The organism is Flavobacterium labens (genome assembly GCF_048286755.1).
In the GTDB taxonomy this organism is placed as follows: domain Bacteria; phylum Bacteroidota; class Bacteroidia; order Flavobacteriales; family Flavobacteriaceae; genus Flavobacterium.
Map to the genome: position 1 here is coordinate 515,141 of NZ_JBLVPL010000001.1, position 20,417 is coordinate 535,557.

11 protein-coding genes are annotated in these 20,417 nt (G+C 34.2%); all 11 read right to left on the reverse strand.

The features are described from left to right. Positions 1-23: 23 nt before the first annotated feature. The 11 genes from sov to ACNQF8_RS02300 all read right to left on the reverse strand — a co-directional run bounded on the left by sov (position 24) and on the right by ACNQF8_RS02300 (position 20,391). Complete coding sequence (gene sov, locus ACNQF8_RS02250) at positions 24-7,172, reverse strand: T9SS outer membrane translocon Sov/SprA (protein ID WP_417952821.1); 7,149 nt, start codon at positions 7,170-7,172, stop codon at positions 24-26. Positions 7,173-7,196: 24 nt separating this feature from the next. Next, on the reverse strand, positions 7,197-7,778 hold the full coding sequence (gene ruvA / locus ACNQF8_RS02255) for a Holliday junction branch migration protein RuvA (RefSeq protein WP_282714399.1): 582 nt from the start codon (positions 7,776-7,778) through the stop codon (positions 7,197-7,199). A 95-nt stretch (positions 7,779-7,873) separates the two neighbouring features. After that, positions 7,874-10,162: an NADP-dependent malic enzyme gene (locus ACNQF8_RS02260; RefSeq protein ID WP_417950628.1), complete on the reverse strand. Its 2,289-nt coding sequence runs from the start codon at positions 10,160-10,162 to the stop codon at positions 7,874-7,876. 159 nt (positions 10,163-10,321) lie between these two features. Then, complete coding sequence (locus tag ACNQF8_RS02265) at positions 10,322-10,747, reverse strand: CBS domain-containing protein (RefSeq protein ID WP_315206334.1); 426 nt, start codon at positions 10,745-10,747, stop codon at positions 10,322-10,324. Between the two features lie 73 nt (positions 10,748-10,820). After that, entirely contained in the window at positions 10,821-12,686 is a 1,866-nt protein-coding gene (locus tag ACNQF8_RS02270; RefSeq protein ID WP_417952822.1) for a trehalase family glycosidase, read from the reverse strand. Continuing rightward, positions 12,683-13,897: an MFS transporter gene (locus ACNQF8_RS02275; protein WP_417950630.1), complete on the reverse strand. Its 1,215-nt coding sequence runs from the start codon at positions 13,895-13,897 to the stop codon at positions 12,683-12,685. The genes ACNQF8_RS02270 and ACNQF8_RS02275 overlap by 4 nt, the downstream gene beginning before the upstream one ends. 95 nt (positions 13,898-13,992) lie before the next feature. After that, positions 13,993-15,729 (reverse strand): alpha-amylase family glycosyl hydrolase, encoded by a 1,737-nt coding sequence (locus ACNQF8_RS02280; protein WP_417952823.1) that lies wholly within the window; start codon positions 15,727-15,729, stop codon positions 13,993-13,995. A gap of 6 nt (positions 15,730-15,735) precedes the next feature. After that, complete coding sequence (locus ACNQF8_RS02285; protein ID WP_315206322.1) at positions 15,736-16,662, reverse strand: carbohydrate kinase family protein; 927 nt, start codon at positions 16,660-16,662, stop codon at positions 15,736-15,738. Positions 16,663-16,678: 16 nt separating this feature from the next. Beyond that, positions 16,679-17,983: an MFS transporter gene (locus tag ACNQF8_RS02290; RefSeq protein ID WP_417950632.1), complete on the reverse strand. Its 1,305-nt coding sequence runs from the start codon at positions 17,981-17,983 to the stop codon at positions 16,679-16,681. A gap of 135 nt (positions 17,984-18,118) precedes the next feature. After that, positions 18,119-19,036 (reverse strand): GyrI-like domain-containing protein, encoded by a 918-nt coding sequence (locus ACNQF8_RS02295; RefSeq protein WP_417952824.1) that lies wholly within the window; start codon positions 19,034-19,036, stop codon positions 18,119-18,121. After that, positions 19,036-20,391 (reverse strand): vanadium-dependent haloperoxidase, encoded by a 1,356-nt coding sequence (locus tag ACNQF8_RS02300; protein ID WP_417953092.1) that lies wholly within the window; start codon positions 20,389-20,391, stop codon positions 19,036-19,038. Before ACNQF8_RS02300 ends, ACNQF8_RS02295 begins: the two co-directional genes overlap by 1 nt. Between the last annotated feature and the right edge of the window lie 26 nt (positions 20,392-20,417).

Below are 20,417 nucleotides of genomic sequence, written 5' to 3' on the forward strand. Positions count from 1 at the left end.
AAAATTGTTCCCTTTTAGAAAAATTAATTCCCAAAATTATAACGAAGTGTGATTCCGGAACGAACATTTGTCAACGGAAATGAAGTAGATATTACTGCTTTTGAAAAAGAGTGATCATAGTAGAAAATAGCCGTAAGGTTTTTACTAAAAGCATAATCTGCTTTGACCGTCAAAGACCATATATTTTGTCCTCCTGCCAATTTATTATTATCGTAATCCAAATATCTTACAATCGTCTGATTGTTTCTATAGGTCACATCTGCTTTCAAATTGATATCGCTTTTTATTATTCCTGTTGGATTATCAGCTAGTCTGGAAGAGAAAATCACATCTTTGAAACGATAACCCAGTCCTACCACATATTCTATCCCTTTAACTTCTGTCAACAAATTATTATCAAAACTCATTGACAAAGCTCTGTCTTTTTTAATTTCAGCCAATACTTTTAATGAACTTTTCAATTCAAAATCCATTCTTAACAATGGATTAAATTGTTCCACCAAGTTTATATTTGACATTATAGTTTGATTGAAAAAATTACCACTGGCATCCTTTCCGCCTGGGTCTTTGTCATATTCAAAATTTGACCTAAACGCATTTATCGTATAGGACGCCCTGTAGTTATGTTGCAAAGAGAAACGTTTAAAATTTTTTTTAAACAAACCATAACGCATCAAGCCATTGTATTTTATCGACCAGTTTGGAATTGGGAAATTTCTAAAAATCCCAAGAGAAACATCCGAAGCATTTCCACCTGAATAAGCTGCTAAAAATGCAGGCAACAATACTGCTTGATTATTTTTTCCATATCCTATCGGAAATCCATCTTGGTCTAAATTACCTGGATTATTAATGTCAATTCCTCGTTGCGAAGCTAATCGATTGGCTACCGTAAGTCTGTTCATTCTAAAATCATCAAATGCAACCGATGAATTTTCATCACTAGCAGAAAACGAAGTTTTTATCAACATCGTAGAAATTGAAAAAATACCTGTATCATATGGCGATCTAGGATTATAAACCCCATCCGTAACATCATATTGTTCTGTAGAATTTTCAGAGTAAGCGCGGTCTAATGTCAGGTCAACTTTTAAATCTGGTAACAAATCTACATTTGCAGTAGCTTTAAATAATTTATTGGTTACTTGTGAAAAATTTTGATTAAAATCAGGATAGTTAGTCAACCAACCTCTTTTTGCTGCTTCATATCGCACATCGGCTTGACTTCCAAAAATAAATCCTAACGATGGCCTTGATGAACCCAAAAATCCTACACTTGGTGTATAGCCAGGTAAAACCGTACCGCTGTTATAGGTGTAATTCATCTGAATGTTTTTAATACTAGTCAAAACACCTATAAAACCATCTACAAATTCATTGTTTTTTGGTACTTGATTAGGATTTGTATTTACTATTTTTTCACCTGGTTTTGGAGCAGTTGTTTTAGGTTTTGGAACCGTTTTATTTGCATTTTTTGTCAGCCCTAAATATTTATACAACATGTCCATATTTAAAGTTGCATTCAAATTGTTTGAACTCGCATTTTGAACGGTGTTTCCTAAATTATAACTATTCCCTTCAATTTCTATTTGTGACAATGCATTAGAAGTACGCTGCCAGCTATAGTCTCCCGTATAGGAATAATTGGCTTTGACAAAACTAAATAATGGAATTTTATTAATTGGAATTTCATAATTCACAACCAATTGTTGCATGTGTTGATTTGGATCTCCAATGTCCCAATAACTATCCCAGATTGTAAAAGTATCGATAGGTTCATTGTCCTCATTCAAATAATTTTTCACGATATTACTGGAAGAAGCCGTATAATTTAATTTCAATGACTTAGTCAAATTATAATTAAATCCATATTGATAATTGAAGGCAAAATTTCTTCGATACAAAGGGTCCAATCCAATTCCCTCAACATCTACCTGTCTAAATTGCTGACGGTTGTATTGTCTGATGATATTGGTATTAAACGACACATTAGAAGGCAAATAATTAAAATTGAAATCGCTTAATAATTTCCAATAATTACTTTTTTTCATGAATTTTGTCTTCTTGAAAGGCTCTACTGATTTTGGTTTAAAAGTATAGGCATAGTCCACCGATGTATTTACTTGTTGGTCTACATAATCTTCAATTTCAAAATCATGTCTTTCGACTTCATTAAATGACTGGGAAAAAGTAAAATTCTCAGGATCGTAAACGTGTTGTTTTTGTTCTGGACTTCTGTCTTTTCTAACCCCAATGAAGTTTATACTTTTACGTTTTGTATAATCAATAGCTCTTTTTTCAATATTGTCTTTTTCGGCTTGATTAGCCGTGTTATCCAGTAATTGTTTTAGTTTTATATCTTGATTAAATGGATCGTATTCTGGAGTTATTGTCTCTTCGCCTATAGCATAATTAAAAGGCAGATTAATTTGCCATTTTGGAGGCAATAATTTACCAAGATTAACATTTGTCACAATACTATACTGCTCTGTGTCCTCACGGTTTCTTTCGTTTGGTCCTTGTTCTAAAGTTCCAAAACCAATAGTACTCTTTTTACCTGAAGCAGAAACTGTTGCAAAATCAGCTAAATTTGTATCAACATTCAATAAAGCAGCCATCCCGCCTTGATTATCCATATCAGCTAAGCGAAGTTCATTGAACCAAACTTCTCCTTTGACATCATTTCGGGATTCATTGTTTTTTAGACCAACCATAAGCGTTCGCACTAATCCAAAATTAGGATTTCCTTTTATACCCAATCGCAACCTGTCACTTCCGTCACCCTCCGTATTTGACGGATCATTATCCGGATAATAAATACCATCCAAGGGCAATGTGCTTGGGTTAATACTCATTGCAAGAATTTTCAATTTTGTCAATAAAGCCAAAGACAAATCAATCTCATTTTCTTCTGGCCAAACTTCCTCAGCGCTCAAAGGCGAACAATCTGTATTTGAAGCAGAAGTTGGGTTCGTCACTTTTAAAGGAATTTCAATTTGATAGAAATTTTGAGTAAAGTCATTTCCAAAACGGATGAATCCAACCATTTGATTGTCTTGTAGCACAACTTCATTTGGTAATGATTCTGCGTGCAAAAACATTTTCAGTTTCTTGAATTGACGCATATCAATACTTACATTTTTAAAAACTGCTCTGGAATCTTCTGGTTCTAATCCGCTTCCTGATACTCTCAATGCTAACGACTGCTCATTTTGATTGATAACCGTATTATTATTGTATAGTTGTTCTCGTTGCACTCCTGGAGGAACAATATAATTAATTGGACACCTCTCGTTATTTTCCTGAACATTAACCGCTAAAACATCTAGATTAGTATCATCATCAGCAATGTTAGTATCATTAAAATCAAGCGTATTGGTATAGCGCCTCCATTCTCCTCGAACCAAATCCAACGCACCAAAACGAACAGTTACTTCTTCACTAAAACCTGTCATAAACATTCTCATGAACCGTATCGATCTAAAATCTGAAATGTTTCCTATAGTATTTTCAGGTTGTGAAACTGGTATTTTAAACTGCAACCATCTCGCATCAGTAGTGGAACCATCCGGCAAAGTCACTTGAGTATTTCTTATATCAGTAATATAATTTTGCCCCACATTCATGTTTGGCTGAATATCAATACTATATTCGTAATACGCATTGATAGTATTCATCGTATTATCTCTGTTGATATCCTCTACATCAGGAACGGTTGTTGATCCTCTGTTTGGATCACTTATATCAACTGCCGAGTTTCCATCAGTACCGTTATACATTTTGTATCGGTCTAAAATTCCTCCGGAAGCATTCAAATAAAACGTATAATCATCTGCCGCCGGATCTAACTCTGAGGCAAAATTTGTATATACAGCCCCTTCATTACCATTAGCCAAACCATCCAAACCAATATCTTGATTCGTTCTGTTTGCTACATTAGTATCAAAAGCATAAATTAGTGATTGTGAAGCCGGAACATCTCCCCATAATGGCTGTGGATTTACCAATATCTGATCAGGTCCAAGTCCGTTTTCATATTGTTTTCTTCCATCTTTCAAAACATCTTCAGATATTTCACCTAAATTGAAATAAATTTTTCCCGTATTAGATTGCTGCACCTGACCATTTCCTACATAAGGATCTAATACCCAAAACTGAATATATTCAACATTTCCTTGTTCGAAATTAGTCGAATTTAATGAGCGCATAATTCCTCCAAAATTATCTCTTGGATTTGTAGCCGAATTCAAATTGTTATTATACGGACCTCTATCAGATGGATAATAACTTAAATCCAACGTATTTATAACTTGTGACTGCCCTTGTGCAATATCCGTCAACGGATACAATTCCGCACTAAAAATTCTTCTGGTTTTATTGAATGACAAATCTTCATTTGAAATTCCTGCTGGTTTTTGAGTATAAAAAATAGGATCAATAGAATACCAAGCTAGTTTGGCGCGTTTAAAACCATAACTCAAATCATTTGCATTTGCATTGAAATCATACGTGCTCATGGTATTTCTTTCCGGTGTTGACGACAGGCTCCAAGCATACGGAGACCGCATATCAATGGTAGATTGAGACCCTTCGAAATCATCAACATAAATGGTAGACTCACCCTGAAATTGATCTGCTTTTGGAGTATCTGGTTTCAAAAAAGCGATTTCACCTCTTACGGAAAGATTAGATGGCACATCAGTATCTACATTTGGTAATTTATTTACCAATCGAGTCAAGAAAGGAACTTCGGTTGAAAAATTAGTATTGAATCCAAAAATAGTATTGTTAACTGATTCCTGACCAAAGCTTGATTTTTGAGTAAATGGTCTTTCAGTCATCTTAAGGAAAGTTCCTCCAATCAAGAAATTTTCCGAAATTTTATGTTCCACATTTACACCCATAAATCTTCTGGTTTGTAAACCAAAAACGGAATTATTTTCCAATGACACTTCGATAGGCGTATTGGAAGCCTGAAGTGATGGATCTAAAATTTGAACCCTTCCCAATTGATAATTTACACTATAATCAATTCCTTCAACTAAAACTCTACCTGCAGCAGTAACCACAACAGAACCTTGCGGCACATTTAAAGCGCCAATCGGTATTCCGTCACCACCTGATGATTTATATTTTCCTCTTAATAAAAATTTATTTTTATCGCTGTCCTGTAAAGCTCCAGATTGTGTGTTTCGGTACATACTGCGAAACACGTATTTCTTTTGATTTTCATTATAAGAACTCGTATTGTTATAACTTTCTCCTCCAGTTGACAATTTAGAAAACAATAATTCTCCAAATGGTTCTTTCGTAGTAAAAATAATCCTTCCGTATTGAGCATCCATAGTTAAGCCCGGCATAAAATCAAAAAAACCATCACCTCCGGCTTGAGGATCATTGTTGTAATTTAATTTATCCAAGTTAAATACTTTTAACAAAGGCGTTTCGGCAACTTCATTTTGAGGCAATGGATTCGGCGGAAAAGGACTTCCAGGAACTTCAGTAATATAATTTAAAGGAGAAGGATCTGTGTAAAGAATGTTAAATCTAAAATCTTCTTGTTTTACTTGATAAGCACCCGGAATCTGATAGATGTTTTTCATCATCAAGTTCCAAACAGGATTTTTAACATTTGTCAAATTACTTTTCAGCATTTTCAGAATTAAACTCTGAGAAATAATAGCTTGATTTGAAGGACTGTTTCCTGTAACTACAGTTGCATCAACTCCGTCATTTCCAAATTCCCCGACTTGATACACCTGATCTCCAATTGTATATTGGTAAGCAACTGCCAAAACCTCATCATTAGCTAATCTTTGTTGTAATGAAATATATCCTAATTGCGCGTTATACGTGTATTCATTTGGATTCAGTTTTCGGGCATTCTCTAATTTAGAATAATCTTGTCCTTCGCTCACAGTGACATTAAATCCTGAGTTTGAAGTTACAATTTCACGAATATTTGGATTCAATAAACCACCACCTGCTTGAATTAATTCAGGATTGTATGCATTGTTTCTATTATCTGTTGGAGTATCCGGTCCTGCAATAAAAAACGGAGGACTAGAAGGAATAGGATCCAAAACAACTACTTCATTATCCGTCAAACCATTTAATTGTCCTTCCCCTAAATCCTGAAGTGCAATAATATTTCTGAGGTTATTGTTAGTAGCTACAACCCTATTTTGTTTGTTAGTTACCCAAATTTCAAGTCGGGTAATTTGAACCCTACTGTCTATAAATGGATAATTCACTAATGATTTATCGTATCTGTTTCTAAAGTATTGGGATAAGAAAAAGTGTCTGTCATTATCATAATCCAATGCAAACATGTCAAAATCTTGAATCGTCCCTCCGCCTTGAGCGATTAAACTTTTCGTTTGTGATTTTTGCTCAGAAAAAACGCCTGTAATAGTCGTTTTCCCAAATTGCAATTGTGTTTTTACACCAAATAAACTTTGTGCGCCTCGAATCAAAGAACTGTTCAAAGGCATACTTACATTTCCTACTTCAATTTTTTGGATGATATCGTCTTCTGAAGGCGCATATTCCAACTTCATTAAATTTTGAAAAGCAAATGTTGATTGAGTATCGTAATTAGCATTTACATTAAGTCGCGTTCCTACTTTTCCCATCAAACTCATACTTATCCTTTGATCAAAATCAAAAGAAAGATTGGATCTGTTTCTAGGTGAAAAAGAGGGATTATCTTGTTTTGTATAACGCATTCCTAAATCCATTTCTATAGATCCGGTTGGTTTTACATCAATGGTATTACTTCCAAAAATAGATTCGAAAAGCCCTGATTTAACGTAATATCTTGGCAATAAATCTTTTTTAGCTTCTTCGCTACCTTCTTTTTTACCTTCAATAGCATCCACCTTTTTTTTGAAATAATCGCGCATTGATTCTTTCAAAACCAATTTTTCATATTCTTTTGGCGTCAATATAATAGGATAATTGATGGAGAATCCATCAATAGAATTTGTATAAATATACCTGTCTGTTATAGGGTCATAGGTATAAGCTGAGAGAATACTCTTTGGGTTTTTCATCTGGACTTTTCCAATAGAAAATCCAGTTTTAACGGTATCCTGAGCTGCTTGATTTACTTGGGCTTGCGATGCAAAACCACAGAATAATACAAGCAAAAAAGTACAAATTTTATGCATACAACTCGTGTTACTTGAATACCTCTATAGATTTTTTAAAGCTTTCTTGATGATTGACTCCACAGAAGCATCTGGGTCTTCTTTGACAATCTTTTCTACCACTCTTTCTGAAGATTTCCGTAAAAACCCCAAAACTTCCAAAGCTGATAACGCCTCATCTCGATTTGTATTGCTTTGCGACATAGAAACTTCATCTAAATCATACAATTTTAATACTTTGTCTTTCAAATCCAGTATTACTCTTTGCGCTGTTTTGCTACCTATCCCTTTTATAGATTGAATGGTTACCACATCCCCAGATGCAATTGCATTAGTGATTTGTTTTGGGTCTAATGAAGAAAGCATTGTTCTCGCTATACTTGCTCCTATTCCAGAGACTGATAATAACATTTTGAAAATCTCTCTTTCTGACTTTTCCACAAAACCAAAAAGTGTATGCGCATCCTCTTTTATTTGAAGATGCGTATATACTTTTATAAAATCCGTATTTGGAAGCAAAGAATATGTATGTAAAGAAATATTTACATGATAACCAACTCCTCCACAATCAATTATTATTTGCGTGGGCGATTTCTCTACTAATTTTCCTTGTAAATGTGCTATCATTAATTCTTAAATATAGCACCAAATATAATAAAATTAGCACATAATTTTATCATATTCATCAATTTAACTTCGCTAATAATTTATAGCTTATTAAACTAAAGTAAATTTGCTTTTTTCTTTCCTTTCTCCTGAGCATCTATCACCGCAATTGCCGCCATGTTTACCATTTCCTCAACACTCGCGCCTAATTGAAATATATGAACTGGTTTCCCCATTCCTAACATAATAGGTCCTATTGAGTCTACTTTATTCAATTCCTTCAATAATTTATAAGTGATATTAGCAGATTCTAAATTAGGAAAAATCAACGTATTTACTTTCTTTCCTGCTAACTTAGAAAAAGGGAATTTTTCTTTTAACATTTCAGGATTCAATGCAAAATCGGCTTGAAGTTCTCCGTCAATAACCATATCAGGATGATTTTTATGCAAATAAGCTACTGCTTCTCTAACTTTACCAGCACTTTCATTTGTTGATGATCCAAAATTAGAAAATGATATCATTGCAATTACTGGCTCAACACCAAACATTCTCGCCGTTTTCGCAGTCATAATAGCAATTTTAGCTAAATCATCTGCTGATGGATTAATGTTTATTGCGGTATCCGATAAAAACATTGGCCCACGAGCCGTCATCATCATATTTGTAGTAGCAACAATTGAGGCTCCATGCGCTTTTTCAATAAGCTGTAACATTGGTTTCACCACAGATGGGTAACTTCTGGAATGTCCTGTAACCAAAGCATCAGCCTCGCCTTCGTTAACCATCATTGCTGCAAAATAGTTTCTTTCGCGCATTAATTTCTGTGCATCCAAAAAGGAAATCCCGCGTCTTTGTCTAGAAGACCAATACGTGTTTGCAAACTTATTTCTTCGCACTTCCTCTTCTTTAATTTTAGGATCTATAATTTCAATATCTGCATCAAAACCAATTTCTTCTTTTAATTCTAAAATAATTTCTTTGTTCCCTAATAAAATTGGAAAACCAATACCTTCTTCCCATACGATTTGAGCTGCTTTAAGCACGTCTAAATGATCTGCTTCAGCAAAAACGATTCTCTTAGGATCCATCTTAGCTCTGTTTGTAATCAAACGAACCATTTTATTATCATTCCCTAAACGGTCTAATAATTCTTCTTCGTACTTTTTCCAATCAGTAATAGGATTCAATGCCACACCAGAGTCCATAGCAGCTTTTGCAACAGCAGGCGCAACAATAGTTATTAATCTTGGATCAAATGGTTTTGGGATGATATATTCTCTACCAAAATTTAATTTTGTAGCTCCATAAGCAATATTTACTTGCTCAGGCACTGATTCTTTTGTCAATAATGCCAATGCCTTAACGGCTGCCATTTTCATAGCCTCATTTATCTTGGTTGCACGAACATCCAATGCGCCTCTAAAAATATAAGGAAATCCAAGAACGTTATTCACCTGATTAGGAAAATCAGAACGTCCTGTTGCCATAATAACATCTTTGCGAGTTGCAATTGCCAAATTATAATCTATTTCCGGATCAGGATTTGCCATTGCAAAAACGATAGGATTATCAGCCATTCCAAGCAACATTTGCGGAGACATAATTCCTCCGGTGGACAAGCCAAGAAAGATATCTGCCCCAACTAAAGCTTCTTCTAAATTCATAGAAGGTATATCTTTTGCATACTTTAACTGTAATTCCGATAGTTTCGGATTGTCTTTTGTCAATAATCCTTTGCTATTAAACATGAAAATATTTTCAATTTTCACTCCTAATAAAACATATAAATCGGCACAAGCCAAAGCAGCAGAACCTGCTCCCGAAACGACCATTTTTACATCTTCTGCTTTTTTATCCGCTAATTCCAATGCATTCAACAATGCTGCAGATGATATAATGGCTGTTCCATGCTGATCATCGTGCATCACAGGAATATTTAGCTCTTCGACTAATCTTCTTTCAATTTCAAAAGATTCCGGAGCTTTTATATCCTCCAGGTTTATTCCACCAAAAGTTGGTGCTATATTTTTAACCGTCTGGATGAATTCTTCAATATCTTTAGTTCCAATTTCGATGTCAAATACATCAATGTCAGCAAAAATTTTAAACAACAATCCTTTTCCTTCCATTACTGGTTTTGAAGCTTCCGGGCCTATGTCACCCAATCCTAAAACTGCAGTTCCATTAGTGATTACTGCAACCAAATTTCCTTTAGCGGTATATTTATAAACGTTGTTTACGTCTTTTGCAATTTCTAAACACGGCTCAGCTACACCAGGCGAATATGCCAATGACAAATCTCTTTGTGTTGCATATTTCTTAGTGGGAACTACTTGAATTTTACCAGGAGTTGGCTTTGCGTGGTATAATAATGCTTCTCTTCTTTTGCTATTCTTTTCCATTGTTTTTAGATTTTATTCTAGCTTACAAAGATAGGGGTCTAGATTTAAAAAAAGAGGACTTTTTCCCCATTCTTTTGTATAGAAACAAGCCTAATTGGATTCCAAAAAAAAAGCCGCAATAACTGCAGCTTTCTGTAAGTATCATTATTTTGATTCTTTTTATTGAGTAATATAAGAATTTAAATGTTGAATAGTATCTTTTTGCATCTCGATTATGGCTTTTACGACATCACTAATTGAGATAATTCCAATTACAATTTCATTTTCTAAAACGGGCAAATGGCGGACTCTTTTGGTACTCATTAATTCCATGCAGTACTCTAAATTATCTGACGGGCTTACCGTAACCACATCCGTCTCCATAATTTCATGAACAAATGCTTTCTTTGAAGATTTTGCTTTCAAAACAATTTTTCGTGCATAATCTCTCTCGGATAAAACTCCTTTCAAAACGGCATCTTCAATGATAAGAATTGCTCCGATGTTTTTTTCGCTCATCACTGTCAATGCTTCGTATACAGTGTTAGTGGAAAGTATGGAATAAACTTCCTTTCCTTTAGTGCCTAAAATTTGATTAACTGTCATAATTGATTCATTTAGTGAATTATAAAGTTAAAAAAAATATGCATTCAAACAACAAAAAACATTTTTTTAACCTCTAAAATATATCATCAGGAGAAACTAACGCTCCTAATTTCTGTTTCAATTCGTCGTTCAAAATTTGTAATCCATACTGATAAGACGCATTCACCCAGCCAAAACCTTCCTTTGCGATGTAATCAAATTCAGTCCCTACGTTTCCATATTCGGCAAAAACTTTATGTGAACTAATTTCCAAATCAAATTTTTCAGGAATCGTACCATTATAATCCACCGCATTTCTGGTAATTAACCACAACCAACGGTATACCATTTCTTGTGCTTTATCAAGATAATTATAGTTAATCAATCCTTCCCATAACAACATTTGGTGCGGCGCCCAACCAAAAGGATAATCCCATTGTCGTTGCGGTGCTTCTTCTGGAGCATCTGCTATACTCGCCTCAGTACTTCCTGTAATTCCACCTGTTTTCACAAATTGTGGTAAAGCAATTTCAACTAATTTTTTGGCCTGATTTTCATCACACAACCCAGCCCACAAAGGAAAAAATGTTGTTGCAGCTTCAAATGGGAACTGCTTATGATTCACAAAATCATAATCAAAATACATACTTGCGTCCTCGTTCCAGCACAATTCATTCATTTTATCTTTACGAAAAAGCGCTTTTTGTTCCCATTCCTCCGAAGTATAAATGATATCGCCAACTTGAAAAGCGTTCCCGAAATAAGTTTTAATTAGATTGGCGACGTCTTTTTCATACTTATAAAGAAAACTGTTGACATCTACTGAATTCAAATTGGCACACGTATTAATTAATCGGTTTGTTGTGTCGTGCCCGCTTTCTCTCATACTTCTATCATGAACGAAATAAATATCCAGTTCATCATCAATTAGCGTTCGCTGTAAATATTGCTTTTCGAATTCCCTAATGGGTAAATTATATTTTTTAGCATACGGTTCTAAAACATCATCAAAATGTCCGGGTTCCACTTCAAATGGCATTCCAATTCCATCCGCTTTGTATCGATTTAAACCCGTTGGTGTTAATCGGTTTCCTTGAACCATCCAAACCGTATTGTATTCCAAAATGACCGTTTCCAAATGGCTTCTTAACCACTCTAAACTTGGCATTCCCTTTTTTGCAATTTCAATTAGCAAAGAGGAGTATAAAGGTGGTTGCGTTCGTGTCAAATAATAACTTCTATTCGCATTTAGAATTTTTTCGTAGTGAATAATTTGATATTTAAAATTTTCAGCAATCGCGATTGCTTTGCCTATTTGACCGTCAATCAGCAACCCAACGCCAATAAAATAGCTGTCCCAACCATACATTTCGTTAAATCTTCCGCCAGGAACTACAAAAGGAACGCCTTGCAGACTGTAAATTTTTTGTTCCAAAGCCAAAGCCAGAATTCCCGGTTTCTCATTTAAAGTTTCCACATATTCCACCGAATAATTCTCAGGCAGAATTTCAACTTTAAAATTTGGTAATTCTTTTTCTAATGCCTGAAAGTAAGTAACTCCTTGTTTGTCTTTGGCAGCAACATAAAGCGTTGCTACATCACTGGACGTTTTTTCGTCTTCAATAATTTGTGTCAAGCCTTTTTTGTCAATGGTTCTAGTTAGTTCTTCCCAATAATCATCCTTAATTTTTCTTGAAATTCGCTGAACTGGATTCTCTTGAATACGACTCAAATCAACTTCACCCAATGTTGAATTCGCTTCCTTAAGCTGGGCTAATTCCTGCAATAAATTGGACAAATGATACGTACCTACAATAGTTTCCTGTTGTTTGGAAATTTCGTCAACTAATAGAAATTTTTTAGGTCCATTATCGTCTTTCGTGATTTTTTTATCTTGGTCAGTATCCTCTTGAAGCAATAGTTCCTGGAATACTTTGTCTATGTTAAGTACGAATTTCATTGTTTAGCAGTAAGTTTTTTTAGAATAAAGAAAGAAACAAGCAAAAATGACATAGGAATTAAGGTATAGTAAAAGGCATTTTCCGGACCTTCGTTCTTAAACAAATAGCCTATAATTCTTGACCCTAAGGTACCTCCAAGAGCAGAGAAAACAACAATTAAACCGGTCATTGAACTATGTAATTTTTTAGGCAAAGCACTCAAAACCACCGAGTTTAATAGCGGGTAAATTGGAGCAATAAAAAGTCCTACTAATGGAAATGCAAATCCTATTAATGGAATATCCCCAAGGGAATTGATTTCTTTGACCTCCAAACCAACTGTTTTAGGAAGGACAAAAATTACAATAAGCATAGCTGCAACGATACAAAAACTAAGTACCCAAATCCAATTGACTCTTTTAGTAATTACACCCGCTAAAAGTCGGCCTACTGCTAATGAGATTGCCAAAATACTCGCCATCATTATGCTTATATTCTCGGGAAGATGTAACACTTTACTATTAAAAGTTGGCAACCAAGACATGATTCCTTGCTCAATCATTACAAATAAGAATGCACTGATTACAAAAACTATGGTTAATAGTTTTGCAAATAATTTGAACATTTCTTTGAAGTCATCGGCTAGATCAACGCCCGGAATATCCGTTTGATTTTCGAATTTGGTAAAAAATAGAAAGCCAAAGGACAGTAACGAAATTCCAGCTAATAACCAATAAACATTCAGCCAAGCATCTGGATTTACATCTGAATTAAAAGCCGGGAACAAGAAATACGCTAAAGCAATTCCTATCATAAATACGCCTTCAATGCTACTCATCAAACTATTATGTTCCTGCTGATTTTCTGTTATTGTTCCAATAAGCGAATACACTGATACTTTTATCAATGCAAAAGAAACACCTACGGTAGCAAAAAGTAATTTAGCCGTTCCAAAAGAATTTCCAAAATACATACTTATACAAGCAACAGAAACTAGGGCTAAGCCAATAAGCATGGCTCTTTTATATCCTATTCTAGGCAAAAAAGAAGCGATTAAAAAAGAAACTATCGCAATGGGCAAATCCTTGAAAGCCTCTAAAACACTAGCCTGCAGTTCATCTACACCATAATTTTTTTGCGCCTTTAATATCACAATTCCTACGCTATTCAGCAGAATCGCAAAAACGAAGTAATTGAGATACATCGCAATTTTAACCGTACTTTTTTTCATTTTTTACTTTTTTGAATAATTATTAGATTTCAGTGCTTGGAGGTAATTATCCGTATTACAATAGCTTTTTATTTGTTATTTTGATTAGAGAAAAATCAATAACTCTTGGTGGTTGTTATTTCATTCTTAGTATGTTTAATTGTAAAACCTTTGCTGTTAAGGTTTGCAATTAGGTGCGCAATGCTAGTACCATTAGTCCATTTGATATCTAAGATGTCATCCGCAAAATCATTTATTTCTACTTCACCAGAAAATGCATCCGAAGTATTTCTTAAGCGAATGATTTCGAGCTGTTTCTTGACAATTTCTGTTTTCAGACCTTCTTCAATATCATTCATTGACAATGCAGTCCGATTAATTTCTTTATGACCAGCACTACCACCATTATCCGCCGCTTCATAATTATTTTTACCTGCAAAAATATCCAGATACCAAATTTGCGGTATTCCGGGCATAAACATTTGAATGACTCTAGCAAGCAGTAATTTTTGTTCGTCTTCACCCAATGCACTAAAAAACGTGGCATTTATTTGATAATAAGAAATTTTGTTTCCAGATGGGTCGTATAGATTTTTGACACGACCACCTCTTTCCATGATTGTATTCATGATACTTTCAATCTCAGCATCTTCTAAAAGTCCTTTATTATAAACGCCATTTACCTCCTTGCCTTTCAAGTCTAAAACTGGTATTCCGTCATGGCAACCCAGCATATTTACCGTTTTATATCCTTTGCCTATAATTTCTTTAGCCCATCGAATTAAAGCGCTGCTAGTTTGACTTTCGATAGTGTGAATGGTTAAGCCTGGCAAGAAAAAATCATAGATATAATACCCTTCATTTGCGACCTCATCATGCAAATGCAAACCATATTCTGCATGAATTTCTGGCAAAAGCATCAAATTATTTTGTTGTGCTATTTTCTTAATACGCTCTAAATATTCCCAAGTTCCTGGTATATTAAAAAAATTGGATTCTCCCACTTGTTTATGCAGATAGGCAAAAGCATCTAATCTAAGAATCGTACAACCATATCCACTTAATTTTTTTAGAGTCTCCTCGTAAAATTCCCATACTAATGGTGAAGCAGCATTGACGTCCATTTGTCCTAAATAAGATCTTTTTTGTTCTACAATTTGTAAAATTTCTGATTTAAACGGAGCACAATCATCAAAATTTAGGGTAGCAAAATCTTGATTGTCATTTATAGTTGCGTTCACAAGAGTGACAACCGATTGTTTTTGCGTCTCAGTCAACCCTTCAATAGACTGCAAATCAGCTTCGGCAATTGGATTGGAGGTAATTTGCTGATAAAAGGTATTCCAATAGGGTTGTTCAGTCCCATCCGGAAAACGTACTTTTAATATGGGTAAACCTGACTTTCTCATGAATAATTTATTGAGAAATTCTGGTTTTGGTATTATAATTCCATCTTCATTCTTCGTTCCGTTTCCTTCCCAGAATTCATTCCAATTGATAAAAAAATCTTTAAATTTAGATTTTTCCCCATGTTGCAGCATGTCTTTAAACTGAGGAGAAGCAACAGAGAGATGATTTAATACAATATCAAATTTCAGTTTTATTTGGAGTTCATTCAAGTCCTTTAAATCTTTCTCATCTACTAACTCCTTGTTTATATCATAATCAATAATAGAAAAACCTCTATCTAAATCACTGTTAAAAAAGGTAGGCAAAACGTATATTAGAGAAAACACATCTTTAAATTCTTCCATTTTAAGCATGGCTATTGAATCCCTAAATTTTTCTCCAATACTATCCGGATAAACATTAAGCATTACACCATTGCTGATATTTTTATTGTCTTGTATCATTGTATTTTAAAGAAGTTTAGAAAGGATATTGATATTATCTGGAAGTCGACCTACATTTTGCAGTTTTAAAGCGGCTAACTTTAAAGCGATATCCAAACATTCATGAATTGATTTTTCTTTTATGTAAGCAAACAAAAATCCAGACCAAAAAGCATCACCCGCTCCCGTAGAATCCATCACTTTGTCAATTTTTATTGCCGGCATTTGTATTACTTCTTTCCCTTTTTGAGATAATTTCACCCCTTTGCTACCTAAGGTTAGGCAAACCAAATCCACACCTTGCTGGTGAAAAAATTCGAATATCTCTTCATGTGGAAGTTCTTTTTCAAAAAGACGTAACATATCATCCTCACTAATTTTTATTAGTGGATTGAACTGGCAATAGGTTTTGATAACTTTGAAAGCCTTTTTTTGACTTTTCCACAATTTTCTTGCATAGTTAAGATCAATACTTAGCTTACATCCTAAATCGTGCGCTTCTTGTGCTTTCTTCAAGATTGTTTTTTGCGCCGGATTCTTACTCAATGCGAAACAAGTGGTATGGAATATCTTTGTATTAGATAGTATTTCCTTTGAAATTTGCTCTTCATAAATACAACAATCCGCTGAACGATAAGGTATAAAATCAGGTGTACCCTCAGACCTTGAAACAAAAATAACACTAGTCGACTTATCGTCTAGAACATTAAGGTGTTCTGTATTCACTCCAACACTTGTTAAGCGTTCCGTGATATAAGAACCAAAACCATCGTTCCCCACCGTGGCAACCATAATAGTGTTCAAACCTAATCGTGTGGAATTCATCGCCACATTAGTAGGTGAGCCTCCTAAATACCTATGATAATCCCTAGTTTCATTAATCAGCACACCCTCTTGATGCCCGATAAAATCAACTAATACTTCACCAACACAAAGAATATCTATAGTTTCCATCTTATTATTTATTGTATTATTCACTTACGTTAGTTTTTTTGTTTTTGATTAATAAAGTACAGATTGCAGCAAGAACTAATAATACTCCTGCAAAAGTAATTGCTTGACGGGGATCGTTATCTAATAAGTTCTTTAAAATGTAACCAAAAGATAGGTTTTGAATTATCATCGGAATAACAATCATCATATTAATAATTCCCATGTAAACTCCATAACGCTCTTTTGGAACTACAGCGACAACCATCAAATACGGTATTCCCATCATGCTTGCCCAAGCAATTCCGTAACCTATAATCACGGCAAAAAACACATATTGATTTTGCACCATCGGAAACCATAAAAAAGAAACGGCTCCAAATAACAGACATACAAAATGAATCATTTTAGCACCGTGTTTCTTGGCTAATTTTGCCAAATAAAAAGCAATTGAAAAGGTAACAATAAAGCCAAAAGCACCAATTAATCCATTCCATTCTACTGCTTTTTCATACCCCATCACGTTCTTTGGAGTTACATTCCACACAGATAAGGCAATACTTTTTGAATTGTTTTGCCAATAGCACATCATAGCATACCACTGAAAAAGATACACCAGAAAAAGTTGCCACATCACTGTTGGCATTTCTAAAACGGCTTGATAAATATCAATAAAGGGTGAAAAAATCTTTAATGGTTCTGCTTTTAAAATGGCTATTTCTTCTGCCGTTGGCGGGATTTCTTTCGTTTTGTTCATACTCCACCATATAGACGAGATTGAAAGGATTGCACCTAAAAAGAAGGATGCGTAAATCCAAGTGGGTAACGATCCGGTATAACCAACAAAAACAATTGGAAACAGAAAAAGAGAAATATAAGCGAGAAACTGCCCGAAACCAGTAAAGAAACTCTGCGCCTGAAAACCTGTTGGCTGCTGCTCTTCGTCTAGTGTATCTGCAATAAAAGCACGATAAGGTTCCATAGCAGTATTATTTCCAATATCTAAAATCCAAAGCAAACCTGCTGCCATCCACAAGGAACTGCTAAATGGAAATAGAAATAAAGCGATACTACAGATTATTGCACCAATAAAAAAGTATGGTTTTCGCCTTCCCCATCTTGGATGCCAGGTTTTATCACTCATTGCTCCAATTATGGGTTGAATCAATAAGCCCGTTAAAGGACCTGCAAGATTCAGTATCGGAATTTGATCTGGACTTGCATGTAAAAAATCATAAATAGGATTTACGGCACTTTGTTGCAAACCAAAACTGTATTGTATTCCAAAAAAACCAACATTCATATTGATTATCTGCCAAAAGCTCAATTTTACTTTTAAATTCATTCTAGATGATTAATTTGTTAATTTTTTATAAATTTAATTTTAAAATTGCCAATTAAAAATAGAATAAAAACAAAAACGTTTTCGGAAGACCCGAAAACGTTTTCGATAATTTTAAATCATCTAAAAAATTACTCTTTATTTTGAAGCAAAAGGAATGATTATTTTCGTTTCCCATTGCAGCTCTTCTCCTCCATTAAATGGATTGGACAAGAAATGTTCCAAAACTTTATTTTCCAATTTAAGACTGTGCTTTTTGGCATGATCCATCAAGGCAAACCAAGCTCTGTCTGAAGTCCTGAAATTGCCGTAATAAGTAGCTTTCAATCCTTTGATAGCAGGTAAGGTTTTGAATTTTACAACTTCATTTTCAATGATCTTGGTGTTTTTATCAATTGGGAAGCAATAATTAAAATCGATAGTTTCTTTGTCTAAATTCCAATTTATAATTTCAACATAAGGCCTTCCTATTATTTTGATTTGATTTTCAAAAAGGAAGCCAGTAATTAAAGCATCATTAGCAATCATATTTTGTGCTTTTTCCTGTAAAACACTTTTCAAACTAATGTACGCTACAAATGATTCTTCCGAAGTACCTTCTCCATCAATTCTTACTTTAAAATTTTTCAAATGATCGCTCAATCCTTTCTTAAAATCAGTAACTTTTCTGATTTGTTCTTGTTTGAACTTAGTATTAAAAAATGGAGCCGTTATTTTATTATACCAACTATGATTTAAATCTTTAATCCCAACATTCACTTTTGTCACTGAATCATTTATATACGTAATATCCCAGATGTATTCCATTTGAGCATCACCTTTTTTCATTTTTTGTCTAATGAAATCAAAATTTCTCTTTTCTAAAATGGTAAAACTTTCTTTTTCACTTATCAATTGAATAGCAGACCATTCTTGAATTCCTTGAAAAACGGTTCCTGTAGGTGCTTTTACTTTAAAAGAAATACAATAATCTGTTTCTTTTATGAACAAATACCAAACTAAAAACAAACAGAATAAGGCACTAAATCCTATTATATTTTTTTTTCTAACAGCCATTATTTCTTAATCATCTTTAATTTATTATTAATATAATCTCCAATAGTATTACCTTGAGCAACACCATTTTCAATAGCAGCTCTGTAATGAATTCCTCCGTAAAGCCTGCTAATTGATGCTTCCTCGGCAGCTTGTTTAAATGATTTAAAAGCTCTTTTAGGCAACCCAAAAGGAACTTCTGAATCATCGATATAACTAAAATTATCTCCAAAAATAGAGGTTAGAATAATTGCCGAACACGAAGACACCACTGAATGTCCGCTTACATATTCCGGAAAAGGAGGTGTTTGTAATTGTGGTCTCCAGTTCTCATCTATGTTTTGATTAATATACGTTTCAGGACGTACAACATTACTTCTATACTTTTCGTCCCAGCAACTAATGAAGCAGTCAAAAATTCCAATTGATGTTATAGTGTAAGCAAAAACTGTAGTCTCAAAATCTGACTTCGATTTTTTTAAAGCAATTTTAGTAATATTAATCCAATGTGCATCCGGTGTATTTTTTTTCTTTGCAAACATCATATGCCCCTGTATCACTGTCGCATATGGGTTACAATCCCAAAATGAGGCAATTGCTGATTCTTCTGGAATTGGTTTGCTTTGATTTTTCTCTACTTCAATTAATTTTTTGGAAATCAAATTCCCTACATCGTAGGTTTCTTTTGCTTCTTTGTAAAAAGCAGAATTTTTATCAGTAGAAAAAGGATGAGGTGCTTTTGGTTTAAATTGAGATGCCGAATCCATAACTAAAGTCCTTATTTCGCCCCAATGTGGTTCCACACCATCCATATAAGATGGCGGAGTTGGCTGCCATCTTCCGGGTTGATCTGAATAAACTGAAAATTTAGAAGAAGTTCTAGTTTGTTTATAATTATCTTTTCCCATCCACATTTTGATTCTGTCTACCACTTTTAAAGCGTATTCTTTAGACACATCAAATTCTTTTTGATTTTCAGTACCCCACTTTTCATATAAACTATCTCTGTATTTTTCTAAAGCTTCCTCGGAAAAAATCAATTGTTTACTCACTTCAATATGGGCAATAAGTGCTGCTAAATTTTTATTCACTCCACTTTTCGGATCTAGTTTAGGAATAGAATCTAATCCTTTTAACTGCCCTTGTAAACTTTCATATTTAGTGTTGTTTTGAGCCATAATCTCATAGGCGGCAACATTAGGATAAACATAAATTCTACTAGCAACCGGAGGCGAAAATATATCATGAACCATAATTCCTGTTACAGTATCAACTGCAGCACAGAAGTCATCGGTCGTCACTTTAATTGGAGTCTCTTTTTTACATGAAGTTAAAAAAAGCATCACAAGTCCTAAAAGAAAAATTTTAGAATTCATGTTATTGGATTTAATTATTTTGTTTG